The 24404-nt window shown below is 53.0% G+C and carries 18 protein-coding genes; 17 read left to right on the top strand and 1 reads right to left on the bottom strand.

What is annotated here, in order from left to right:
* Positions 1–21: 21 nt before the first annotated feature.
* The gene (locus HUF18_RS14700; RefSeq protein WP_225692811.1) at positions 22–1212 is read right to left on the bottom strand and encodes a sigma 54-interacting transcriptional regulator; all 1191 of its coding nucleotides are present in this window, start codon (positions 1210–1212) and stop codon (positions 22–24) included.
* Between the two features lie 572 nt (positions 1213–1784).
* Here HUF18_RS14700 and HUF18_RS14705 point away from each other — a divergent pair.
* The 17 genes from HUF18_RS14705 (at position 1785) to HUF18_RS14785 (ending at position 24396) form a co-directional block, all read left to right on the top strand.
* Positions 1785–2015, top strand: a complete 231-nt coding sequence (locus HUF18_RS14705) for a hypothetical protein (protein WP_145468714.1) — start codon at positions 1785–1787, stop codon at positions 2013–2015.
* Positions 2016–2076: 61 nt separating this feature from the next.
* Positions 2077–4020, top strand: coding sequence for a type VI secretion system contractile sheath large subunit (tssC, locus tag HUF18_RS14710; RefSeq protein WP_225692707.1), 1944 nt, complete (start codon positions 2077–2079; stop codon positions 4018–4020).
* Between the two features lie 39 nt (positions 4021–4059).
* A complete protein-coding gene (locus HUF18_RS14715) occupies positions 4060–4665 on the top strand; it encodes an Hcp family type VI secretion system effector (protein WP_145468718.1) in 606 nt (201 codons plus the stop codon).
* 16 nt (positions 4666–4681) lie between these two features.
* A complete protein-coding gene (locus tag HUF18_RS14720; protein ID WP_225692812.1) occupies positions 4682–5035 on the top strand; it encodes a GPW/gp25 family protein in 354 nt (117 codons plus the stop codon).
* A 37-nt stretch (positions 5036–5072) separates the two neighbouring features.
* Positions 5073–6887: a type VI secretion system baseplate subunit TssF gene (tssF, locus tag HUF18_RS14725; RefSeq protein WP_145468722.1), complete on the top strand. Its 1815-nt coding sequence runs from the start codon at positions 5073–5075 to the stop codon at positions 6885–6887.
* The gene (gene tssG / locus HUF18_RS14730) at positions 6851–7894 is read left to right on the top strand and encodes a type VI secretion system baseplate subunit TssG (RefSeq protein WP_225692708.1); all 1044 of its coding nucleotides are present in this window, start codon (positions 6851–6853) and stop codon (positions 7892–7894) included. Before tssF ends, tssG begins: the two co-directional genes overlap by 37 nt.
* Positions 7891–8379, top strand: coding sequence for a hypothetical protein (locus HUF18_RS14735; protein WP_145468726.1), 489 nt, complete (start codon positions 7891–7893; stop codon positions 8377–8379). The genes tssG and HUF18_RS14735 overlap by 4 nt, the downstream gene beginning before the upstream one ends.
* A gap of 6 nt (positions 8380–8385) precedes the next feature.
* Positions 8386–9816 carry a type VI secretion system baseplate subunit TssK gene (gene tssK, locus HUF18_RS14740; protein ID WP_225692709.1) on the top strand — a complete coding sequence of 477 codons (1431 nt, stop codon included), beginning with the start codon at positions 8386–8388 and terminating at the stop codon, positions 9814–9816.
* A 92-nt stretch (positions 9817–9908) separates the two neighbouring features.
* Positions 9909–10598: a DotU family type IV/VI secretion system protein gene (locus tag HUF18_RS14745; RefSeq protein WP_225692710.1), complete on the top strand. Its 690-nt coding sequence runs from the start codon at positions 9909–9911 to the stop codon at positions 10596–10598.
* A gap of 6 nt (positions 10599–10604) precedes the next feature.
* Positions 10605–14765, top strand: coding sequence for a type VI secretion system protein (locus HUF18_RS14750; RefSeq protein WP_225692711.1), 4161 nt, complete (start codon positions 10605–10607; stop codon positions 14763–14765).
* 211 nt (positions 14766–14976) lie between these two features.
* Entirely contained in the window at positions 14977–16104 is a 1128-nt protein-coding gene (tssA, locus tag HUF18_RS14755; RefSeq protein ID WP_225692813.1) for a type VI secretion system protein TssA, read from the top strand.
* A 55-nt stretch (positions 16105–16159) separates the two neighbouring features.
* Positions 16160–16468 (top strand): hypothetical protein, encoded by a 309-nt coding sequence (locus HUF18_RS14760; RefSeq protein ID WP_225692712.1) that lies wholly within the window; start codon positions 16160–16162, stop codon positions 16466–16468.
* A gap of 98 nt (positions 16469–16566) precedes the next feature.
* Positions 16567–17229, top strand: a complete 663-nt coding sequence (locus HUF18_RS14765) for a hypothetical protein (protein ID WP_225692713.1) — start codon at positions 16567–16569, stop codon at positions 17227–17229.
* Between the two features lie 243 nt (positions 17230–17472).
* Positions 17473–18369 (top strand): hypothetical protein, encoded by an 897-nt coding sequence (locus HUF18_RS14770; protein WP_225692714.1) that lies wholly within the window; start codon positions 17473–17475, stop codon positions 18367–18369.
* A 29-nt stretch (positions 18370–18398) separates the two neighbouring features.
* Positions 18399–18620, top strand: coding sequence for a hypothetical protein (locus HUF18_RS14775; RefSeq protein ID WP_225692715.1), 222 nt, complete (start codon positions 18399–18401; stop codon positions 18618–18620).
* 299 nt (positions 18621–18919) lie between these two features.
* Positions 18920–21811: a contractile injection system protein, VgrG/Pvc8 family gene (locus tag HUF18_RS14780; RefSeq protein WP_225692716.1), complete on the top strand. Its 2892-nt coding sequence runs from the start codon at positions 18920–18922 to the stop codon at positions 21809–21811.
* A gap of 2 nt (positions 21812–21813) precedes the next feature.
* The gene (locus HUF18_RS14785) at positions 21814–24396 is read left to right on the top strand and encodes a DUF2169 family type VI secretion system accessory protein (RefSeq protein ID WP_225692717.1); all 2583 of its coding nucleotides are present in this window, start codon (positions 21814–21816) and stop codon (positions 24394–24396) included.
* Positions 24397–24404 lie beyond the last annotated feature (8 nt).

Genomic DNA, 24404 nt, shown 5'->3' on the forward strand with positions numbered 1-24404 from the left:
CGTCCCGCTTCCGGTATCCGCTCACTCCATAAACAGACCTCTGCGGATATTGTACTTCTTAATCATCTTGCCCAGTGCGCGCCGGTCTTTTCCGCACATCATGGCTGCACGGGTTACATTGCCATTCGCTTCATCCAGAATCCTGGTGAGATATTCCTTTTCAAAGCGCTCAACAAGCAGCCGCTTGTCGCGGCTGAAATTGTAATCACCTGCACCTATGCCGCATTGCCGGGTAAGAGGAAACTCATCCGCACCATTTTCTGCGTCAGGCTCCATGTCCGTCGTTATTGGAGATGGCACGAATGGTTCTGCGTGAATGTCGGTAGCAGGCATGTGCTGTATTTCGATGCGCCCGGAACCAGATAGCAGATATAAACGATGAATGGTGTTTTCCAGCTCGCGTACATTGCCTGGCCAGGATAATGAGGTCAGATGATCAATCAGCTCGGCCGGGGCAATCTTTTCTCCAAGCTCATACTGTTCAGCAAACTGTCGCAGAAAGTGACGTACAAGAACCGGAATATCGTCTTTGCGATCCCGCAGGGCAGGCATATGAACCGTCAGAATGTGCAGCCGATAAAACAGATCCCGGCGAAACAGTCCGGCTGCTATTTTTTCCTGAAGGTCGCAGTTGGCCGAGGCAATAAGGCGGACGTCGCACAGGTATGTTTTTTCTGAGCCAACCGGCCGGTACTCAGATTCCTGCAGTAAACGCAGCAGGGCAGCCTGTGATGTCAGTGACAGGCTATCAATCTCATCCAGAAACAGCGTTCCCCGTTCGGCCACGGCAAGTAATCCTTTCTTGTCCTGACGGGCGTCGGTAAATGCCCCTTTTTTGTGACCAAAGACTTCACTGGCAAACAGGTCGGTTGTCAGTGTGGCGCAATTTACGGCTACAAAAGGGTGGCCAGAGCGGCTGCCGCAATAGTGAAGTCCCCGGGCCGCAAGCTCTTTTCCGGTTCCCGTTTCACCCGTGATCAGAACCGGCGCGTCATATTGTCCAAAGACTCTGATGCTATCCAGAGCTTTCTCCAGAGGTTTTGATTCTCCGGCAATGTTGACGATGCCCAGATAGAATCCGCCGGAGCTTTCATTACTCTGTCGTTCACCAGGAACCGATAGTGCAGGGTAGCCAGAGCATGGCGGCGCAGAAAATGAACGTTTTTCTTTTGCTGCGTCGCGGCTGAGCGGATTCTCCATATCAAATTCCATCACGGCATCTCCTTGTGAGTCGGGCTGACTGTTATGCAAAAAAAAAGCCAGCAGGATTTCTCTGGTGTTGCGTCTTACATATGCATCCGGGTTGTTGCTGAAACGGCGCAGATGGGGTGTGGGCGCCACAACCGGGGTCTGTTTTACCCACCACTCACCTGGCATCTGCAGGTGGGTGATAAAAACCCCGCTTGACACTAGATGACAAGACGACTCTGCGTAAGGATTGTGAGAATGATCTAAGAATAACGACTTAATTTCTTCAGGTACCCGATAAAGACCTTCTGTTAAATAAACAACCGAACTCTGACGAGTTGTTAATCCCGCTCAGAATCGCCACGGCCATTCAACGTGTCCCAACTGGCATAGCCGAACCATAAAACTGAGTTTTATTTTACCCGGAGGGTTATTTATCCCTCGTCAAAAACACCCCGGAACCTGTCTTTTTTATTTTGGAATGCCGAATTTCTGCGGATTTTTCTGACTTTAAAATCTGGCACCTCAATTGCTACCGGAGAATAAATCTTCGGAATTTCTCTGAAAATTAAATTCATGATGACGGCGATATTTGAATGAATAACTCAAGCAATAATCAAAATTTATATGTTGCAAACCTGATTGAGAGCTATCTGCTTTCACATCCGGATGCCATGGATAGCTTTGAGGGAATATGGCGTTGGTGGGTCACCCAGCAAAAGCTCCATGAGTCGGCTTATTCAGTAAAAGTTGCCCTTGAGCTTTTAATTGAAAAAGGGGTTGTAGAAGAGATAGGAAATGGATTTTTCAGATGCGCAGAGCATTAGGTTCTATTCGATCCTGCTGAACATCTGTCTTTTTGCAATTGACGATTGAGAGGAAATAACATTGGAAAGCACACAGAAAAAACTATCCAGAGTAAGATCCCCAAGGGTTCATATTACTTATGATGTCGAAATCGGTAATGCGATTGTACAGCGTGAACTGCCACTGATTGTCGGCATTCTTGCTGACCTTTCCGGTTCTCCGGCTGAGCCATTGCCTGTATTAAAAGAACGGGACTTTGTTGAAATTGATCGTGATAATTTCGATGAGGTCATGGAAGGCTTTGTGCCACGCCTTACCATGAAGGTCGCCGATTCATTGTCCGAAGAAGAAGGCGCTACAACCAATATTGAGCTCATCTTTAAGTCGATCAATGATTTTTCGCCACTGAATCTGGTGCGCAGCATCCCAAAAACCAACGAGATCTATCAGGCCAGAATTCACTTGCGCGATTTCCTGGCCAAGCTGGATGGTAACGATGCGCTGGATGAATTGCTGACTCAGTTGCTGAGCGACGAAGCTCTGCAGACTGAAGTAAAAGGCGTCTATGCGGATCAGGAAGATCTGTCTGCGGTTGAGCCAAGTGAATTTATCAGCAAGCTGCTGGAAGAAGGTGGCATGGCGCTGGATGAATCGCAGAGAAGCTACGCTCTGACTCTGGTTGGTCAGTTCGCTCTGGATATTCTGGGGCAGGAAGCCAGTGAGTCAGCCGGCGATGCTGCAGACCGTATGAATGACCGGATCTCGCAGATCGATAATCTGCTGACACAGCAGATTAACCTGGTCATGCATGACGAAGGTTTTCAGAAGCTGGAAGCAACCTGGCGCGGCCTGCATTACCTTGTGATGAACACCGAAACCAGTACCCGTCTGAAACTCCGGGTTCTGAACGTTTCCAAACGCGATCTCCTTAAAGATCTGCAGAAGGCGTCTGAATTCGATCAGAGTGCGCTGTTTAAAAAAGTGTATGAAGATGAATTCGGCACCTATGGTGGCGATCCTTTCAGCGTTCTTGTCGGAGACTATGAGTTCGGACGTCATCCTGAAGATATTGAACTGCTGGAAAAATTATCCGGTGTTGCGGCGGCGGCGCACGCCCCGTTTATTGCTGCAGCTTATGCAAAGCTGTTCGATTTACAGGATTATTTCCGTCTGTCACAGCCGCGCGATCTTTCTAAAATCTTTGAAAGTGCCGAGCTTATCAAGTGGCGCAGTTTCCGCGACAGCGAAGATTCGCGTTACGTCACACTGACGCTGCCTAAAGTTCTGTTGCGTCTCCCTTATGGCCCGGACACCGTCGTGGTGGATGGCTTTGATTTTAAAGAGGATGTGGATGGCACCGATGCCAGTCGTTATCTGTGGGGAAATCCCGCATTTATTCTTGGTCAGCGCATCACCAATGCCTTTTCAAAATTTGGCTGGCTTGCTGCCATTCGCGGTGTAGAAGGTGGTGGCCTGGTCGAAGGGCTGCCAGCACATACATTCCGTACCGCAGCAGGGGATGTTCGCCTGACCTGTCCGACTCAGGTTGCCATTACCGATCGTCGGGAAAAAGAACTGAACGATCTTGGCTTTATGGCCATCCTGCATTGCAAAGGCACCGACAAGGCCGCTTTCTTTGGCGGTCAGACCACCAATCAGCCGAAAAAATATAATACGGATGAAGCCAACGCAAATGCCAGAACCTCGGCAATGATGCCGTACATTCTGAATGCTTCACGTTTTGCTCATTATATTAAAGTCATTATGCGCGACAAAGTCGGATCGTTTCTGACGAAGGATAATGTTTCCGATTATCTGAATACCTGGATCGCCAGTTATGTACTGATCGATGACGGCGCCGTTAATGAAATCAAGGCACGCTACCCACTGCGGGAGGCCCGTATTGATGTGACGGATGTGCCAGGAAAACCAGGCTCGTATAAGGCAACGGTATTCCTTAAACCACATTTTCAACTGGAAGAGCTGTCGGCGTCGATTCGCCTGGTGGCTGACATTCCGGGTTAATGTGAATTCAATTTAAGTCTGAAAATTTCGGGGAATATTATGGATCTTATACTTCTGGAACTGGGTGATGCGGCACTGACACAACCCAAAGGCAACGACCAGGCCGCCGGTGGCTCATTGATTGATGGTGCCGCCGAAGGTGATTGGCAGGCGATCACGGCCAATCCGGGTAATCTCGGTTTTGATGCCACAAAATGTGTTGAACTTGTTTCTATTAATCAGGGCATTCAGCAGCAGGTAACCACCGATGTCAGCAACAGTGCGCGCACATCGGGCCGGCCGATTATCTCTGACTTCACCTGTGTCAAATACGTGGATGTAACGTCACCAAAACTCTATGAGTTTTGTTTGCGGGCAAAACTTCTGGATTCGAAAGGCTCACCTTGTCGAATTCATGTTTTACGCAACTCCGGTGATCGCCTGAATCTTTTGATGCAGTTTGAGTTAACCAACGTACTGATCAGCGAAATTCAGTTCCAGTCACATCCAAACGATATGGCAACGGAACAGTTTAAGCTGAACTTTACGGAAATCTCCTGGGTGCACTGCCTGCAAGGACCTGGTCTGCAGAACAAAGGGCATGTTGCAACAGGCTGGAGTGTGGTCCGCAATCGTCCGATCGCACCTGGCACCTATACGCTGTAACGGTGTATTTCTGGTGATGAATATAACGTTACTGGAAAAACTGGACGATTCCTGCAGCGGGATATCGCTGCAGGAATCCGTCTGTCGTCAGGTTCAGCGAATTATTTCGACCCGGATTTATGTCCGTAATGATGATCTGGCGAACAGCTATATCACAGGCTTCGGATTGCCGGAAATTGTCGAACTGTATACCGATGACAGCAGCGCCCGGCAGGCATACCGCGATCTGATTCGCGAAAAGCTTCTGGCACTGGAGCCCAGATTAACAGATGTACAGGTGATTGCGGTCAGTTCGGCAGCAAGCACTGCAAGCTGCAGGCTGAAATTACAGCTTGGGCAGCACACGATTGAAGAACGGTTTTTTTTCTGAACAGCAGACAACCATTGGGCAACGGGAATTGAACAGCATGAACAGGGATATCCAGCAATTTCAGAATGAACTGGGGGGAATGCGTAAAGCGGTTGAAGCTTTCAGTCGTGCTTATCCTTCTGTCGCATCTGAGCTGCGTCTGAGTGCTGGTCATTCTGCTGACCCTCATGTTGAGCAATTACTGCAGTCGTTTGCCTGGCTTACGGCCAGTTTGCGTAATGACCTGCAACAGCAAAAGCATGAAATCCCTAATCATTTATTGCTGAGTCTGTATCCCGCACTGATGCGGTCAATACCCTGCATGACAATTATGCAGGCCAATGTACTGCTTGATGGTGCGAATTTTATAAATGGATACACCCTGGAGAAGGGTCGTTTATTTTCCGCCAAAAGTATTTCCCGTCGTGACGCCGGGCAGAAGCCTGTGGAATGCAGAATGCAGTGTTGCTATGACACGCCGCTGTGGCCATTTCTGTTGGAGGACGTTGCAGTAAAACCGAAAAATATCTTTGAATTTCTCGGGGGCCGGAATGATGTTCAATCAGTTATCTCCATAAAAATGCGCAGCGAGGGAACCGATCCGGTCTATGAATATCCGCTGCAGCGTTTGCGTTTTTTTATTAACGACCCGGCACTGAGACCGGATCTGTACAAATTACTCAGCGATCATATATGCGGTATTGCCATCCGCGTGGACGGAGAAATAGTGCCACTGCCAGAAGCCGGTATTGAGTGGCTGGGATTTGACCAGCAGCATAATGTACTGCCGCAACCGAATGGCAGTCACGATGCTTACCGGCTATTACAGGAATACTTTTATTTTCCGGAAAAGTATTACTTTTTCGAAATTACCGGGCTTGATGTCAGCCGGGTATCCAGCCAGTTTGAATTATTGTTATTGGTTAATCAGCCGGATTCCATGCCGGCACTGGAACGCAACAGCCTCAGCTTTAACAGTTTTCCGGCGATTAATTTATTTCCCGCCACTTTTTGTCCGGTTCAGCTGGATCACAGCTGTTACGAATACCGTCTGTATGCCGATGAAAGTCAATACGGTCAGAGTGAAGTACACAGCGTGGAAAATGTTCGCCTGTTATCGGCGGATGGCCGGGTTAAAACGGCAACCCCCTGGCTGGGGCATGCCGGAGTGGATGATATCCGTGACGCCGGCGTGCGCTACCTGACCCGTCTGGTCGCTCCGCTTTCACCGGCAACGCCAGGTTGCGACACCATGATTTCACTGCAGGATCTGGATCTGACGCCGGCCACTCCGGTTGATCAGACGCTCAGCGTTAAAGGGCTGTGTAATAACCGTACGCTGCCGGAGTCCTTGCGCATCGGCAACCGCTTAAAACTGACCGGCGCCGGGGCCTTGCTGGACGCGACCATTATTACCCGCCCCAGTCTGTTCCGCGGCGAAGGACTGAGCGGGGAGGCCAACATTAACCTGCTATCGCAGCTGCATCTGAATTTTCTGTCACTTTTACCTGAGGCCGACGATGGGCATCCACTGGCACGGCTTAAACAGCTGATTGCTCTCTACAGTGATCCGCAGAACGCCTCACACCAGCGTCAGCTGGATGGTCTGGTCAACATTCAGGCAGAGAGCTGTGTCCGGCGCATGGGGCGTGAAGCCTGGCGCGGCCATTATCGTGGCAGTCGTATAACGCTGACAGTGGATGAGGCGTTTTTTGATGGCGCCAACGCGCTGTTGCTCGGTGAAGTAATGAGCCATTTTCTGGGCCTTTACACCACCCTGAATCATTTCGTCCAGCTGCAGCTGGTCAGTTATCAACGGGAAGGAGTCTGGAAGCAATGGCATCCGCGCATTGGCGAACAGGTCATACTGTAAATTCTCTGCTGGCGCAGAAAAACGGAACCGGCTGGAATTTCCTGCAGCTGGTGCGTCTGGTGCTGCGCCTGCGCCGGACAGCGGATGCGACCTCCGGCAAACAGCCTGTCAGCGATAACGAACTGCTTGAAATCCTCGCGGATAACGTCCGCTTCCGCGCCTCTCTGGCAGCCGACTTTCCGCCTTGGGATGTGCGCGAAGTGAGCCTGTCAGAACAAGGGATAACCGCGATTACATTGGCGCATGGCGGGCTGATGTCGCCGGACGGGCCGCTGCCGGCTCCCTTTATTGAGTGGCTGCGCGACCGGTCTGAGCAGGATGATCACGCCATGCTCGATTTTCTCGAGCTGTTTAATAACCGCCTGATGGCATTGCGCTATCTGGTACACCGCAGCACCCGGCCAACGCTGATGGATGCCCCCGCTGAGGTCAGCGACAGCGGTCGCCTGATGCAGGCACTGGCCGGGCGGTTAGCAATGAATCCTGAGGGTGATTATGACCTTGGCCTGACCGGGTTGTTTGCCAATGTCCGCCTGTCACTCCCCATGGTAAGGCAGATGCTGCAGTGCGCACTGGGATTGCCGCTACTGCACATGAATGCCCTGCAGGGAGGCTGGCTGAGGGTAGATAGTCAGGATCATTCCCGTTTGGGCGACAGCCAGAGCTGCCGGCTTGGACAAGGCGCAACTCTGGGGAAGCGGGTCTGGGATCAGCACAAAGCCACAGAGCTGGTTATCGGCCCACTGGATTGGGCGGAAGTGCAAAAACTGACCCCGGGAGGCGCACGCCATTCCCGGCTGATCGATCTGATCCGGCGCATAACCGACTGCCGCATTGACTGCCGGATTACGTTGCGCTGCCCGGCAAACCAACTGCCGTCTCTGCGCTTAAGCAGCAAAGTTGCACCGGGGGAGCATATGGCATTGGGTGTCACCTCTTTCCTTAGCCACAAACCCCAGAGTCAGGGATTCCGCGATATCAGCTTTATGGTCGGGGTAGCAGCATGATCAAGGCGTACGGTCGGCACTCTGTTCATGGGCTTTGTTATCTGCTGATTGCGCTGAGCGTAATACTGTCTGGTTGCTCGGTACTCGGCCTGTCGCCGTTAAATGATGTCCGCAGCATCCGTATTGAGGCCAGTGCCGACTGCAACCGCAGTATGCCGGTGGCCATTGATTTCGTATTTATCAGCGATGAGCGGGTAGCCCGGTTACTGGCAGACCTGAGCGGCCCGGACTGGTTCAGCCGCAAACAGGAGCTGGTTATGCGCTATGACAAGCAGCTGGAGGTGGTCAGCGCCGAGGTCGTGCCCTTGTCTGTTATGTCCTCACTGCCTCTGCCAGACGACCACAGCAGGGCTGGCAACATTCTGATGTTTGCCAACTATCTGGGGGCTGAAGGTCAGTTTGTTGCTCAGCTCGGACAATTCCGGCAACTGAAGGTCCTGCTGCAGCGGGAAGGATACCGGTTAATCGAAATGCATCAGGAATAACACACCATGGCAATTTTATCGGCCGGGCAGGCCAGTTTACTCATCCCAGCAAGTCGTGAGAAAGCAACGGGTTACCCGCAAAGACTGCCAAACCCTATCTGCTGGCACGAAGGTATGCTGCTGTCACCGCAACACTTTCAGCAAAATCATTTTTACTGGGAAGAGCAGCTGCGCCAGCAGTTATCGCTGATCAACCCGGCGTACTGGGGGATTGCTCAGTTAAGCCTCGATCGCGGAGCCCTGCTCGAAGGCCAGGTGGTGATTAACCATCTGGTTGCCGTTATGCCGGATGGACTGCTGGTTGATCATCTGGCCAGCAAAGACAATCCGCTTACCCTGACATTGGATTTCAAGCCTGGCCAGGGAGCACAGACCATTCAGCTGGCGGTACCGATTCAGGTACCCGGCAGTGCCAGTGAACGGGCCGAAATTCAGCGCTACAGCAGCCGCAGTGATCACCCCAGAGTTGATGAAAATACCGGTGAGAACGAACTGATTATGCCAAGGCTGTACCCGCAGCTGTCATTGCAGAGTGGCGATCAGGTCAGCAGCCGCTATGTCGGGTTGCCTTTATTCCGGGTGATCAAGCCGGAAGGCGGTCACCCCCAGCTTGACCCGGATTACGCTCCGCCATTGCTGAGCATTGCGGCTGATCACTTTCGTCATGCCGGCGAAACCTCATCTGCGGGCAGATCATTACAGCAGCGCTGCCAGGCTCTGGCGCTGACCATCCGTCATAAAGCCCGGCAGCTGGCCGGTTTGTCTGAAGACGGAGAGTCTCTGGGCTACAACATTACCCGCCGTCACCATCGCTGGATTCGCGCAATGGTGCAGGAACTGGCGGCTCTTGAGCAGCTTGCAGACACCGCAGAAACCCCGCCGGCAGCGCTGTACCGGGGGCTGATCCGGATGGCCGGACCAATCAGCGAACTCGACCCGGGCAGCATTCCTCCACGCTTTCCCATTTATAACCACGACAACGCCTTGCCCGGCTTCGATAAGGTAATGAGTTACATCCTGCAGCAGGTGGAGCGGGTCAATCTTAATTACACCTCGCTGGGTTTCGACGAAGAACAGGAAGGGGTATTCACACTGAACTACGACAAGGCCTGGGAAGGAAAAGACCTGCTGATAGAGCTGCGCCCGGCCTCTGGCAGCAGTCGCGAAGGCGCCATCCGCTGGCTGGCAGCCTGCCGTATTGCATCGGTTACCGTGCATAAAGAACTGATGCAACGGCGTTTGCTTGGTGCCAGTGCGGTTCAGATAGAAAGCGACGAAAAAAGCGGCATCGTACCCGCTAATGGCAACGTACTGTTCCGTATCAAAGCCAATAAAACACTGATACGGCCCGGTGCAAAACTGGCTATCGCCTGTACCAGCCGTCAGGCCAGTGAAGGTCGTCCGGCTTCCATCGTGATGCATGTTCCCCACGAGTAACACAGAAAAGGGTTGGTGATTTGGTGATGGATAACAGGCTTCAGCCGACCGCAACTGCGGCAACACAAGACTACGGCGACCCGGTGCAACTGATGAGCGATTTTTACCGCCAGGTGGTTGAGGTTAAGTTCTGGGTGCGCAGTGGCCGGCTGAATGACGAAGTTGCTGCGCAGTTCAACCTGAACCGGGCTCCCAGTGGCGAAGAAATTACGGAAGCCGTTGCCCTGCGCCTGCAGCGCTGGGTCGAAAAAACCCGGCTGAACGCAGCCAAAACCCTGACAGAAAGAGAGTGTGAACGGGTAGAGCAGACACTGTTTGTTCTGGTCGCACTGGCCGATGAGCTGTTTATCATGGAGCTCGACTGGCCAGGCAAAGAACACTGGCAGGAGCAGCCACTGGAAGAGCGGGTGTTCAGCAGCTGCTTTGCCGGCGAGCGGTTTTTTACCGGAGCGGCAGCATTACTGGCAGACCGCTCATGGGACCAGCAGGAGCAGAAACTGGCCTCTGTTTATCTGTTTGCCCTGCGTCTGGGATTCGCCGGGCGCTATCGGGGAGATGCCCAGCGCCTGGGCAATTACCGCGCATTACTGTTCAAGCGCATCAGCAGTGGTGCGCAGCCCGGTCTGGTTTGCCCGAATGCCTATCAGCATGTTCTTGCCTCACGTCAGGAACGCCGGCTTGCACCACTGGCAGCGTGGTACCGGATGATGGCTCTGGGAGCTGCAGCCTATCTGGTGCTTGGCTGGGTTATCTGGCTGACATTCAAAGGCCACTGGGGGTAATAGCAAATGAGTCTGATACAACCCCTGCTGAACCAGATTCAGGACAGCGTTCAGGCCTTGCTGATGTCGCTTGGTGAGCGCTTTGCGCCACTGATCGAAAATCTGCGGCCAATCTGGACCGATCCGTTGTGGCAGTTTATTGGCCTGATTCTGTTACTGACACTGCTCGTTATTCTGCTGATCTGGCTGCTTAAAGCCGGCAGCGATGTCGTGGCGTCGGTGTCAGACATCACCATAAAACTGTTCAGCTGGCCACTGAAGGCCGTCCGTAAGGCCTTTCAGGCACTGTCGCAGAAGCGTCAGCAGCAACAGGATGAAGAGCAACAACCCACAGGCTGGCAAGTGCTGAACCGCATCCGGGTGCGTCAGGGTATGGATGTTGTGCGCTACCTGACAACCCGCCGGGACTGGCGCTACCAAACCCCCTGGTATCTGCTGGCCGGGGTTGATAGCAGCGGCAAAAGCAGCTGGGTGCAGAGTGTCCGCTCTGGTGTGCGGGCGCAGTTACTGGCGCGTGAAAAGCAGCTGGCTGCGGCGGGCAGCCAGTGGCACTTCTTTGATCAGGGAGTGATCATTGAGGTTGAGCAGGAAAAACACTTCACACAAACCGTCGATCTGCTCAATTTTTACCGTCCGGAGCGGCCGGTAGACGGACTGATTCTGACCATATCTGCCAAAGCCCTGCAGCAGGCCAGCGATCCGGTTGCCCGCAGAACGCTGGGTGAAGCTCTGTACCGCCAGCTCTGGAGTATTCAGAAGCAAACCTGCTTTGTCGTACCTGTCTATGTGCAGGTAACCCAATGTGATCATGTGCGCGGATTTAACGAATTCTGGTCTGCGGGCACAAAAGAAAGACCGCAGGAAATGTTTGGCTGGTCCAATCCGACCCGCCTGGATGCGGCCTTTTCGCCACAGTGGGTCGATGATGCTTTCACCAGCGTAGTGGATGGTATCCGCAGGGCGCAGCTGCAACTCGCCGCCGGTGGTGATGGCATTGCCGGCATTGATGCCTTTATGTTGTTCGATCTGGAGTTTCAGAATCTGGCAGAGCCACTGCGGGAAGTGCTGGCGTTTGCTTTTGCCCGCAGCAGCTATCAGGAAGCACCGCCACTGCGTGGCATCTGGTTCAGCGGCAAAGTACGTGATGAGGTTGCCCTGACCGATGACTTCCTGAATCACAAACTGTGGCCGGAAACCCTGCTGGCTTACCCGGCAGAGCAACGGCGCTTCTCTACCAACCGTACGTTGCGGCATGCGCAGTACGCAACACTGGCCATCGCATTTACGCTGCTCTCGGCACTGCTGATCGACTCAACCCGTCTGTATCATTATTCCGTCAGCACTGAAAAAAGCTGGGCGGATATTTTAAAGAAAGAACCCGATTGCAGTGAAAGTGGCAGTAACACCTGGTGGCTGCTGAGCAGTCTGAGCAAAATGAGCGAACAGCCCCTGACACTCTCATTGCCGGCGTCCTGGGGGAGTGGTCAGATGCGCTCTCTGAAGGCGGCAGTCGCGCAGCGTATCTACCCCAATCTGTTATTTCAGGGAATGGACTGCCGGTTGCAGGAAAAAGCAACCGAACTGAAAAAAGATTCTGTTTCTGCGGATGACGATCTGGAAACGGCCAGCCGTGAGCTGAAAACCTTTATGACCGACCTGCGGGAATACCAGCAGGCCCAGAAACGCCTGATTTATCTGGCAGGTCCATTACCTGATAACCAGGGCGTGGCCGGCGAGTTTCAGGCGCTGCTCGATTATCTGTATAACTCATCCATACCATCGACGATTACCTTCGACAGCCCGTTGCTGGCCGGGGCGATTGTCGATACGGCTTACGACATCAACTGGAATGAACATGATCTGGTTGACCCGGAACAACAGCTGACCCGGCTGAATACACTCAGCAATAATGTACGCAAAATGATCGGTCAGCAGGCCACCAGACCGCCTGTTGCAGCAATACAACGTGCTTTTCTGGTCAGCACGCAGAGTCAGTCTTCAGCCGTATATCTGCAAAAGAATGCGGCAGCCATGACCGGTTCTTTGCAGGACTTCCAGCGCTGGCTGCTTTATATGAAACACCAGTGGGTCGACACCCGTGCAGCAACCAGCCCCTGTGGTCGTCTGCAGCAGGAAATGGCGAGTTTACGGACTGTTCTGTTGGATGCCGGCTACCCGGACACCATCGAAGATGCCTTCAGTAATAAAGAATGTGATGAGGCAATCCGTAATCAGATTGCCGCTCTTGATATTGCTCCTCTCGGCAAATTGTTTCAGCTGACAGACGACGGTCCGCTGGATTTTTCACCGCAGATGGAACACTGGGAAGAAGAGTTTGCCGCGTTACGTTCCCTGAGTGTTGTTTCGCAAAGCATTCCGACCATCGCCGGTGAACAGGATAGCGGCGACAACAGCGGCGCTGTTGTTGCGTGGAACGCTCAGCCACTTGAACAGGCTCTGGATATGCTGCTGTCTTATCAGGCCTATACGCAACAATGGTGGCCGGTCGTGGCAGGCAAACAACAACAGCCTTTTTATGCCACCGCCTTGCGCAGTCAGCTGCAGCAGACCATACGCAAACTGATAGCCCGGGCACAGATCCACCCGCACGACTTCAGCCGCGGGCCTCTTTCCGGCGCGACAGATTCAGAAACTGAACTGGGCCGGACCCTGACCAGCTTCAGCCAGACAGAAGGGTATATCCGCCAGTTACTGACCTTATTGCAGCAGGAACAGGACAGCGGCAATGTGGCTCTGCTACAGAATGCGAGCCGTCGTTTTATCAGCGACCAGCTGCAGATACTGAATAATCTGGTCGCACAGAACCGCCTCTACCTGCCGCTGAAAAACCCTCAGTGGGCCAGCGACAGTTTCGCTGCTGCATTATTCAGCTATACCGATCCGGCGGATCTCGATGGTTATCTGCAAAGTCAGAGACTGCGGGTTGAGTACCTGGCGCAGAATTACGCCAGACCGCTGCTGAGCTTCCTGCTGGACACCGATGGCGTTGCCAATACCGACCGTGCCGCCAGCCTGTGGCTGGGGACATTGAGCGACCTGCAGCGTTACCAGCGTAAAGATCCGGGTAATCAGATTGCCTCCCTGGAGAATTTCATCGCCACGCAGCTGCCCCAGCTTGATGCTGAAGGCTGCAATAACTGGCTGACGACACCGGCCTTCAGCCACACCTCCGCGGGTTTGTTTGCCCGGCGCCAGTATGAAATAGATAACCAGTTGCGCAGCTACTGCGAGCAGTACGGCAAAAATACCGTCATCAAACGCTATCTGGCACTTGCTCAGCGCTTCAATGCGGAACTGGCGGGCCATTTCCCCTTTGCGCCGGCTGATCAGGCAGGGCACAGCGACATCGATCCGGGCGTTGTGCGGGCATTTTTTGCAGACTACCGGAAAATCTGGGGGCAGCCGAAGAAAGACAAACCACTGGCAACCGGGCTGGCCGAGCTGATAGATGCTCAGCCTGAACTGGCGCTGGACCCATGGCTGGAGTTTGTCTCCAGTCTGGATCAGCTGGCTGCACTCTGGGATGTCGCACAGGATGCCGACGGCGTTATGAATCTGGATTTGCAGGTTGAATTTGCAGCATTGCCAGAGCAGTCGCTGGGAACCCGCCAGATCATCCAGTGGACCCTGAGCAGTGGTCATGACGCGGTTATTTATCCGAATGGAAATAACCGTCTGAGCTGGAAGCCGGACAACCGCCTGGCGCTGACTCTGCGCTGGGCGACCGGGTCAGAATATTCTCCGGTCCGCAACACCGATTTGCCACTGAGTATTGACTCTGCCAATCGCAGCGCGACCTTCAGCAGTGAAGGACGCTGGGCCATGTTCGAGTGGCTGCAGCGCTTCTCCGGAGAAAGCGCCCCGGTTGCACAGCGCACCCTGTTGTCATTCCGCGTACCGGTTGCTGCACGGCAGAAGGTTACAGCGGCGTCCGCGGCCACTGCGGACAACAGTAAGCCCGCATCCTATACCAGCAAAGTGCATCTGCTGCTGAACGTCTCAGCACGCTCGGCAGACGGCACCAGTCATGCGCTGTTACTGCCGGCCTTGTTGCCACAGCGGGCACCCGGATTGCCGGGCAGTCAGGGCGGGAACGACACAAAAGTGCTTTCAGCCAGAGCATCTGGCGGACACAAACCGACCTGATCATCCGGGAACACCGGAAGAGCAGCTGCGCAAAGGAGATTGCCAATGAAACATGTAACAGATCAGGGAAAGCACAACCGCAGGAAGCCGCTGCCGTATATCTCCTGCGTAAAGTGTGGCGCAGGGGATAAACCTGAGAGGCGCCCGGGAAAAGCAACCCTGCTGCTGCCATGCAGTATTCAGAAACCTGCCGGAGGATGCCGCCGTGCGTATGCCACAGAGAGATAACGCTGAAATCAATCAGTACATTCAGCAGTTTTACGGTTACTCCCTTGATGACCTGCTGGCGCCGATCGGTGAAGGGCAGGTCGGTGAGTCCGTACGCCACAACGGTGTGTATTTCAAAATCAAGGAAGCCCGGCGCGCCGATGATCCGACCCTGCCACAGGGCATCTGGACCCATGAACTGAAGGTAGCCGACTGGGAAAGTGTGGAGCAAACCGCACTCAGTGCGCTGTGCCATAAAAGCAAGGACCTGCAGCTGGGCGTCTGGCTGATGGAATCCAGTATTCACCGTTATGGCTTTGCCGGGATCGCACCGGCCGCGGTTCTGATCCGTTCGTTGTGTGAGACCTACTGGGAAACCATGTATCCGCAAATGGAAGACGGCGATATTGAGTTCCGTACCAACCCCATTAACTGGATCAATGAAAAGCTGGCTCTGCCTCTGCGCCTGATTCCGCTGACTCAGGCCGGGATTGACGATATCGAAGTCAGCTGGAACGACTGGGATACAGCGCAACGCCACGAACAACTTAAGCGGCAACAGCCCGATAACCTGCGTCTGGATGGCCCCAGCAGTGAATCGTTCAAACAGCATATGGCTGCAACGCCGGTTAATTTCTTTCTGCACCAGCATGAACAACTGCAGGACGGTTTGCAGGCTATCGATGACCTCTCTGCCTGGCTGGACAATGCCTGCGGCGACCACAGTCCGAGCCTGTCTGAAATAAGCCAGCTGCTGAATCAGATTCTGGCCATGATCAGCGGCGAACTTAAACGGCGCGGCGTCAGCCTGTCAGCTGCAGAAGGTGAAACCAATAATGAAGGCAGTTCTTCCGGCGTAAGTGATGGTGGCGAACATGCGTCCGGAGCGGGTAATGGCGGTTCCGGCGGTGACGGCCCCATCAGAAACCGCGCGGATGCTTTTGCCTGTCTGCACCGTGCGGCCGAGTTTCTGATGCAGGATGACCCGCACAGTCCGGTGCCATACCTGATTTATACCGCCTGCCACTGGGGCGAGCAGTCGGCGCCGGATTTGTATCAGGAGCTGTTTCTGAACCGTGGCGGACAGCTGAATATTTTTGAATTAATGGGATTAAGTGTCGAGGCTAATTAACGGTTTTTCCGTTTAAGTCAGGGATTGTAGTAGCAGAAGAGTAAGGAGAAGGGATATGCCAGAGACTCATGTTAATGCGCAACAAATGCAGGCAATGATTGGCCGCGGCGGCCGGAATCTTGGGGATGCACACCGGCAATTCCCCATCATCAGCAGAAACCGCCGTACACAGATGGAGGTCGTGCAGCATCAGCGGGGACCGAGACAACGGCGGGGCAGTGTTACCAACTTCCATATGCATGGTAATGCACTGGGGGCCATTACTCATACCGATCGCAACGGTAATACCTATCGAATGAATGCCCGCGATCATTCCCAAAACACCCGGGGCCTGACGTATCAGGCTCATGGTCGGGGCGGGTAGAGCGGCTGGTAGTGACCACCGACAAAACCATTAAAACCCACAATGCCATTAATAATGAGAACGGGTGATGTATGGGGAAAAAAAATCAAAGTGACATCATGGCCCGCAAGGGTAATGCGTCGCTGCGGGCGGCCAAATCAGCCGGCGCTCCTTCTTATGTCGGCAAGAATGTCCGTGCCCGGGCCGGGAAGGTTATAGCAGGTGCCGGGCGCCTGCCCAATGGTATTGCCGCTTGTCATCGTGTATCGGACAAACGTTTCCGCACGATATCAAAAGCAACGCTGGAAAAACTCGGAGACAGCAGCCTGCCGGTGGCTAAACGCAAGAAGATTCTGTCTTCATTTACTGACCTGACAAGTGCAATTGGCGGCCCCAAACTCAAACGCAAAGTGCAGCTCGAACGGCGGAAAAACTTCGCAGCAATGCTGGCCAAACGTGCCACCGACCCGTCTCCCAAGGCACTGACCGCAAAGGAGCAAAGACTGGCTCTTGATGCGACAACCGACATGGCTAACCACGCGCCCGATAATTTCTTTCTGGGGGATTCCAGTAATAACTCATCGATTGGCGAACGTCAGGATGCACGTTTACTCCCGTCAGCAAAGAAAGGCGGTAAACGCTCGCCCAGTCCGGTGTCTCTGCGTATTGCCAGACACACGATGGACACATTAAACGAACTGGGAGAGCCGGTTTCGCCCCGGCTCAAAGCACTGGCCGGAGGCTCAGTGCCTTCTGGTTTTAAAACCTCGGCAACCGACTGATGTTGCACTCCATAGCCGATATAACACAGCCTGAAAAGGGGGATTGATATGCCTGGCTCACCCAACAATGGCGGAAGTGGTTCTACTGGGACTAACCAGCCACGTCCGCCGCGTTCCACTGCAACGACTGCGCAGCAAGGTGGCTCATCTTCACGCCGAACCAACACTGCACAGAGTGCCATGGCGGCGCCATCAGCCAGACCATCCGGACCCTCACGGGCCACCGTGGCGAGCTCGTCGCGCATGCCACCGCCGCAAGCCAGGGGGCGCAAACCTAAGTCAAAACCGGTAACGGGGGTTCCCGCCCACCTGGTTTCTCAGCTGCCGGCCGGTACACTGGCTTACGGTATCGACAGTGCGCGCGCTGACGTTATGCGCTCGATATCCAATCAGAACAAACGCGGGACCGATGGCAGCAGAATTATAGGAACCGGTGGTGCGAAGCTGCCGATGAAAGTGAATGATATGGTTGATCCGATGTTGTCGCGGGCCCGCGGAGGTCTGAGTGAAGAACACATCCGGAGAACAACCCGGGGATTTTCTGCTCATCAGCGGGAATACGAACTGCACATGGCGGGTTATCAGGAATATCAGGACGTGAAACCACCGCCGCGCTCACTGGGCAGTTCAAGCAGTCAGACCGCCGAAGAACGCCGGAGAATGTTTGGCGTTACCAGTAAAGGCGGTCTGAATTTTAATCTGAAAAAAGGCCTGCCCATTGTGCAGAGCCTTGATGGTATGAATATGAGTCAGATATTCGATCCCAAGCGCCAGGGTGGTGGGTATTTTGGTTCGGTCTCCTCGCAGGAAATCCGTCATCAGACTCATAATGCAGCCTTATTCGCGCCACAGGCCGAACCCGATCAGGGGTCTCAGCCACCGACCTGGAGCGGCAATCCTGTTCGTTATGTACGAGGGGGCGTCGAAGTGCCGCCGCCAATACACGACCCTCAACACCAGCAGGTTATCGGACGATATAAACGGGTTCGTACACCGTCAGTAGCAGATATGGTTCCCCGGGTTCAGCATGCTGCCGCGGCAGCATCGTCGGCCCCGGCGGTTGATCCATCACCGATGGCATCAGCGGCCAACCATCCACCAGCACCACAAGCCCCTCAGTCGCAACATCCGGCTGAATAATTAAAACCCATCGATAAACAGGTACACATATGCCAATGCCAACAAACCGTGACTACGCAAGAAGCAGCACTCAACACGCGCTGGAATATACATTTCGCGCATTCGCAAGCCTTCCTGCAGCCGGAAAAAATCCTGCACTCATAAAACGTCCTGAATTTCTTGCTGTTCAGGCCGGGCTAGGGATTGTTACTACCGGATTATTAGCAGTGAAAAATGCCCGTGAAAAGGCAGGAGCGCATGGTAGACCCTGAGGAATCAACGGAGGAGGACCAGGTAAACCTGTTTCAAACTACTCTGGCTGATCGTGTCGTCCGGCGGACGTAAGTTCAGTACAGGCAAGCAGCACCTCTATTTGATGGTGCTGCCTGCTTTTCTGTTCGTGACAGTGTTGCTGCCTGCCGGGTAGAAACATACCCATCCGAGGCAGAAACAGCGCAGAGTTCAACGCAATTAAGACCACATTTACCGAATGATGCACCAAAACTGCCATGTTTTCGGTGGCACCGATCCTGCTATGTAGCCTTATCGTCTTTACCGGCACGGGCTTCTTATGACATCGCAGCACCCCCCAATGTGGATAGAAAAAACGGACAGCGAACAACCGGCTATTTCCGTTTTGATCGAAGGCGACCGGACACTGGAAAGCATTGATCAGCAGTACCTCCGGGTTGAGTCCATTCAGGGGCAGGAAGGTATTTCGCAGCCTTTCCAGATGACGGTGGAATTACGTGCTGACGACACAAGCAAACAACCTGAACGCGGTCCTGTGCTCGATGGCCGTTATATCGGTCGCTGGGCAAGGCTTTGCATTCAGGGACGTCGTTATTTTCGTGGATTGATTACCGAACTGGCTCTCGCCGCTCCGGGTTGTTACACCCTGACGGTGCAATCACCGCTGCAGATTCTGAGCCTGCGCAATCGTTATCATATCTATACCCAGTGCAATATCAGTGACCTTCTGAAAGAGGTCTTTGCGCAGGAGTTGCTGGATAACCGTTTCCGCTTAAAGCTGGACTTTGATGACAGCCTGACACTGACCCGCATCCAGGATTGGTTGCAGGCTGGCGAAACGGATATGGATTTTATCCAGAGAATTATTGCTAAATTCTGTATCCATTATTTCTTTGTTCATGAAAAAGATCAGCTGACGCTGGTCTTTTCAAACACAACAGCGACCACCGAAAAAGTGTCTATTCCCGGTTATCAGGCCGGGCCGCTACCGCTGCGTTATAGCTACACTTCGATTGATAAACTGGGATTACAACAGGGCGATTTATTCTGCGATCTGCGCTATTCGGTCAAGATGATGCCAGCCATGGTGCGCACCATGCTCAGTCGTATAGAGGCTGCCTGGGATACCAACAAAATGGCCATCAGCGACAATACCCCCTGGATTGATAATCAACCCCACGGCAATACGGAATATCAGTGTTACCGTTATTATGACTACGGTGCAGATACTGATGAGGCGCGTGGCCAGTTCACCAAAATCTGTCAGCAAATCCAGACCGAAGCAGGCACTCTGACCGGTAACGTTACCAGTCCGCTACTCAGCCCAGGGTATTCATTTTCGCTTTGGGAACCCGTGCCGGACGAGGGGAGTATGGGCAGACCTGAATTCAGTGGCGAAGTGTTTATCGTCACCAAAATTCAGCACAAAATGAGTGCCACCGGTCCTTACTCCGGCAGTGTTGAAGCGACGCAACTGTACACCGGTAATGAAACTCTTGAGCAAACCCTGCTGACACCATTTTCAATGCAGAACACTCACCAGGGCAGTGTTATTGCCAAGGTGATTGAGCATACCCCTCCGGCCAGTTCATATTTTGTTAATAAGAGTAATTTCCAGCCGGAAGATGGCCAGGTCAGCTTTGATGGAGATATCAGCAAGGCGCGGGGCTGTCTTGTGCGCCTGGCAACCGGCAAAGAGTACTGGGTCACGCTTTCCAAAACCTCCCAGACGGTTCCTGAAATCAATTCACTGGTCACTATTGGTCGCGGGGATGGTGAAAGCGAACAGCCAGAGTTGCAGCAGGTGTTATCGTCTCATGGTTCAAAAACCGTCACCCCGCCGGGCAGGCGCAATGCTTCATGGCAGGTAAACGGCTCATGGGGAAGCAGTTATTCAACCAGCTATGGTGACAGCATCAGCATCCGCTATGGCCATAATTCCGCGACGGATTTATCTCAGGCTTCGGCGCTGGTTGAAAGTGCTTATGATAAAACCGGTATGGATAGCACGCTGTACGGTAACAGCAGCTATTCCAAAGGCGGAGGCTGGAGCCTGTCGCTGAGTGACAATGCGGATGCCGGAGTGCTCAGTGCATCGGTTTCACAGGGGAGCAGTTATAACGAAAGCCATGCCCTGATCAGTTATGGTGTAAGCCATACCGGCACCAGCCAGAGTTTTTCCCGCACAGGAAAAAGCGTTAACCGCTCGGTCACCGGAGAGTATGACGGCAACCTGGATCTGAACAATCCCAGCTTTATCGGTGGCCATATTCCCGAGCAGTCCATTGTCGATATTGCCAACCAGTTAAACACGGGAGACAGCTATAACGAGAATTACACTAAAGGGCGGTCCGTAAATTTAAGTGGCAATGGGGCGGAACCGCCTGGCTGGGATGATACCTCGGCAATGGTTTTTTCAAACTCGAAGACCGTAGGTAAGGTGGTTAATAAATCGACGCATATTGGCGACAACTACAACACCTCAAGCCAAACCGGCAATACAACGACGTCAAACACAACCAATGGCAACAGTAATAACACCAACACCACGACGGGGAACAGCACAGGAACCACAACAACCGCGGGGGATACCAACAATACTTCGACCGTGGTAGGGAACCGCAATGAAATATCCACCTCGGTTGGATTAAGTAATGCGATCACAACCAACATTGGTGCATCCAACCGGATTGAGAATAACCTCAGCCTCAGTAACAGTATCGCCACCAATCTTTCTGCCAGTAACAATATCTCAACCACCATTGGTGCCAGCAATACCGTTGAAACCTTTATCGGTGCCAAGAATTCCGTATCGACCCAGTTAGCTGCGACCAATTCAACATCAACCACCATTGGTGCCAGTAACACTACGGAAACCTTTATCGGTGTCAAAAGCAACATAACGACGCAGCTGGCCGGCAGCAGCAACATCTCAACAACGATAGGTGCTAACTCATCCATCGATACTTTTATTGGCAGCAAAATGAATATTGCAACTCAACTTGCTTCGGTGATTGAAATAGAAACAACCATGGGAACCAAGCTCAAAACCGAAAACAATCTGAGTACCACCTTTCTGAATGAAATCACTGCAGGTTCGGTTATCAAAATGCAGGAAGCGCCGGCGGAGGTGCAAATGAAACTTTGCACCCATGCAAAAATCAGTGAAACCCAGGCGGAAATACTGAACGGCATTAAGGCCATTCTCTGATTATGCAAATTATCAAACCCCGCACTCTCAGTCTGGTCAGCAATACCTACCACTTTCATCGTCACACGCTGGCGATTGGTGTGGTCGGATTTTTCAGCCTGAAAAATCCACGTACCTTTATATCCGAAGCTCAGGGCTGGTCTCAGCTTAACCCGGCATTATCATCCGGGCTGATTCTGGATATGGGCTACGCCAAACCCTGTGGTGAAATGCTGTTGGCGGGTAACGCTTATGCGCCAGACGCAGATGCGGTAACGCGAATGAATGTCAGCGCATCATTAGGCAAACTGAAAAAAACACTGCAGATAATTGGTGATCGCCGCTGGAACGGACGTTTTTTGCGCAAGGCCAGTGCGCCCAGGCCTTTTCACTCCATGTCACTGGATTTCAGCCGGACTTATGGCGGAAGCGGATTCAGCGAAAACCCGGCAGGCAAGGGCATTATCAGCGAAGAAAACCGCCCCAAAGATGGGTTCTTCGAGTTGCCGAATATCTATCACTGTGATGAAAAAACAGCGGCCGATAGCGCGCCCAGAACTCCGGTCAGTTTTGGACCTCTGGATGTTATGCAGCCTCAGCGCAGCCGCTTTCACGGTACATTTGACCAAAGCTGGCTGGATAATATTCATCCGGGTTTTCCGCTGGATACCAATCCTCTTTTCTTTAATGCAGCAAGTGAGGACCAGCACATTAAAGGTTTCTTTTCTCCCGGTGAAGCATTTGAGATACAGGGCATGCATCCTGAGTCAGCAATTATTCAGGGACATCTGCCGCAATTACGCGCCCGTGCTTTTGTTAATCAGATTGTTGATGGTGAAACTGAATTCCATGAAGTAGCCACGGCCATCGATACCGTCTGGTTTTTCCCTGATCTTGATATAGGCGTGGTGATTTATCGTGGCACGCTGCACGTTCAGAACTCTCTGGGGCTTGATGTTACCCAGCTGTTACTGGCTTATGAGCACAGCGATGACCCGGCCCGCACGGTGGCGTATTACCAGCAGGTTCTGAAACAAAAAACCGATCCTGAAACCGCTGCCGGACACATTCTTAATGAGTCGCAGCTGCTGCCACAAAAAAATGCAGCCGAAGAGGAAGACGTCAGACAGCTCTATGCTGAAGCCAAAGCTCAGGTTCAGGAAAAAAAACAGAACTGGCTTAAACACATATTGGCCGATAAGCCATTATCCGAAACAGAAAAAAATAAAATCCGCGAACAAGTACTGGCTGATGATCCCAAAGAGCCTGCACCGATCCCCAAGGCACTGGTTGATCGTGGCGACATTGACTTATCTGCCTATATCGATGAAGCCAAAGCGCTGGCAGAAAAAGCCCGGCAAGATGCCAAACAGCAGCAGATGCAGGCCAGCCAATATAAGAAGAACCTTGCCCCCGAATCAGAAAACGAAATGAGACAGCGGGTGTTCAGCCCGTTTAAGCCGCAGCCTGCGGATCAGCTGATGGCCGCGACATCTCCTGCCAGTCAGCGCAGCACTTCAGAACAACTGCAGTTAGCGGAAAACCTGCAAAAAAACAGTCAGCGCCAGGCACGGCAACAGGCTCCGGAATGCACTGTGCTCAGCAAACCTCTTCCCGCAAGCGGTGCCCGGATGATCCGGGACTGGGTTGTCGATTTATTGAATGCCGGAGAATCTCTGGCCGGGCGTGACCTTGCAGGTGGCGATCTGGCCGGTCTGGATTTCAGCGGACAGGATATGACGGCCGTGATGCTGGAACGGGCCGATCTGAGCGGCTGCTGCTTCGATCATTGTATTCTGGATGGCAGCGTTTTAACGGAAGCTGATATCTCTTATACCAGCTTTTGTAATGCCCGCATGCAGCGCGCTAATTTATCAGGAACGCGGGGGCATGATGCGGTTTTTACCGACGCAGATCTCAGCCATGCCTTACTGGTTGCAGCAAAACTGCATGGCTGCAATTTCAGTGGTGCAACCCTTAATCGTCTTATTGCAGCCGAAGCCACGCTGAACAGCTGTCTCTTTCAGCAGACCCATTGCAGGGAAGGGCAGTTTATTCAGGCGCAGTTACCGGCCAGCGACTGGCAGGATGCAACCGTAAGCGCAACGAACTTCACTCAGGCTGAGCTGCAACATTCAAACTGGCAACGTGCGCAGCTCAATCGCTGCCTGATGATTGATATTAAGGCCGACCATATCAATTTCAGCGGCTGTCAGGCAGAGAAAATTCAGTTCAGCAACAAAGGTGAACTGAATCATGCCATTTTTACCGCCAGCAGCTGGCACATTTGTGGATTCAGTAAACTCAATATGCAGCAAAGCTGTATCCGCGATGCCGTATTCAGGGATTGTGATCTGTCAGAAACAAAGCTGAATCACAGCGACCTGCGTCATTCACTGCTGCATAACTGCCTGCTGCGCCACGCTGATCTGAGCCATTGTGATTGTCAGAAAAGCTTTTTCAGCAGCTGTACGCTGGTTGGTACAGATTTTACAGCCGCCGATCTGAGTGAGGTGCAGCTGCGGCACTGCAATACTAAGGAAGCAATATTTCATGACAGCAGACGCCAACATATGGATCAGCGCCCTGATCCATCATTAATCTGATTCTCATT

This window comes from Thalassolituus sp. ST750PaO-4 (genome assembly GCF_020320405.1).
GTDB lineage: Bacteria > Pseudomonadota > Gammaproteobacteria > Pseudomonadales > Oceanobacteraceae > Venatoribacter > Venatoribacter alkanivorans.

Bases quoted from the DNA above. Each gene is read 5' to 3' on its own strand.
- HUF18_RS14760 (WP_225692712.1), top strand. From the start codon at position 16,160: ATGCCAGAGACTCATGTTAATGCGCAACAAATGCAGGCAATGATTGGC.
- HUF18_RS14780 (WP_225692716.1), top strand. From the start codon at position 18,920: ATGACATCGCAGCACCCCCCAATGTGGATAGAAAAAACGGACAGCGAA.
- HUF18_RS14775 (WP_225692715.1), top strand. From the start codon at position 18,399: ATGCCAATGCCAACAAACCGTGACTACGCAAGAAGCAGCACTCAACAC.
- tssK (WP_225692709.1), top strand. From the start codon at position 8,386: ATGGCAATTTTATCGGCCGGGCAGGCCAGTTTACTCATCCCAGCAAGT.
- HUF18_RS14765 (WP_225692713.1), top strand. From the start codon at position 16,567: ATGGCCCGCAAGGGTAATGCGTCGCTGCGGGCGGCCAAATCAGCCGGC.
- HUF18_RS14750 (WP_225692711.1), top strand. From the start codon at position 10,605: ATGAGTCTGATACAACCCCTGCTGAACCAGATTCAGGACAGCGTTCAG.
- HUF18_RS14700 (WP_225692811.1), bottom strand. From the start codon at position 1,212: ATGGAATTTGATATGGAGAATCCGCTCAGCCGCGACGCAGCAAAAGAA.
- tssA (WP_225692813.1), top strand. From the start codon at position 14,977: ATGCCACAGAGAGATAACGCTGAAATCAATCAGTACATTCAGCAGTTT.
- HUF18_RS14785 (WP_225692717.1), top strand. From the start codon at position 21,814: ATGCAAATTATCAAACCCCGCACTCTCAGTCTGGTCAGCAATACCTAC.
- tssG (WP_225692708.1), top strand. From the start codon at position 6,851: ATGGCATCCGCGCATTGGCGAACAGGTCATACTGTAAATTCTCTGCTG.
- HUF18_RS14735 (WP_145468726.1), top strand. From the start codon at position 7,891: ATGATCAAGGCGTACGGTCGGCACTCTGTTCATGGGCTTTGTTATCTG.
- HUF18_RS14715 (WP_145468718.1), top strand. From the start codon at position 4,060: ATGGATCTTATACTTCTGGAACTGGGTGATGCGGCACTGACACAACCC.
- HUF18_RS14720 (WP_225692812.1), top strand. From the start codon at position 4,682: ATGAATATAACGTTACTGGAAAAACTGGACGATTCCTGCAGCGGGATA.
- tssF (WP_145468722.1), top strand. From the start codon at position 5,073: ATGAACAGGGATATCCAGCAATTTCAGAATGAACTGGGGGGAATGCGT.
- HUF18_RS14770 (WP_225692714.1), top strand. From the start codon at position 17,473: ATGCCACCGCCGCAAGCCAGGGGGCGCAAACCTAAGTCAAAACCGGTA.
- HUF18_RS14745 (WP_225692710.1), top strand. From the start codon at position 9,909: ATGAGCGATTTTTACCGCCAGGTGGTTGAGGTTAAGTTCTGGGTGCGC.
- HUF18_RS14705 (WP_145468714.1), top strand. From the start codon at position 1,785: ATGAATAACTCAAGCAATAATCAAAATTTATATGTTGCAAACCTGATT.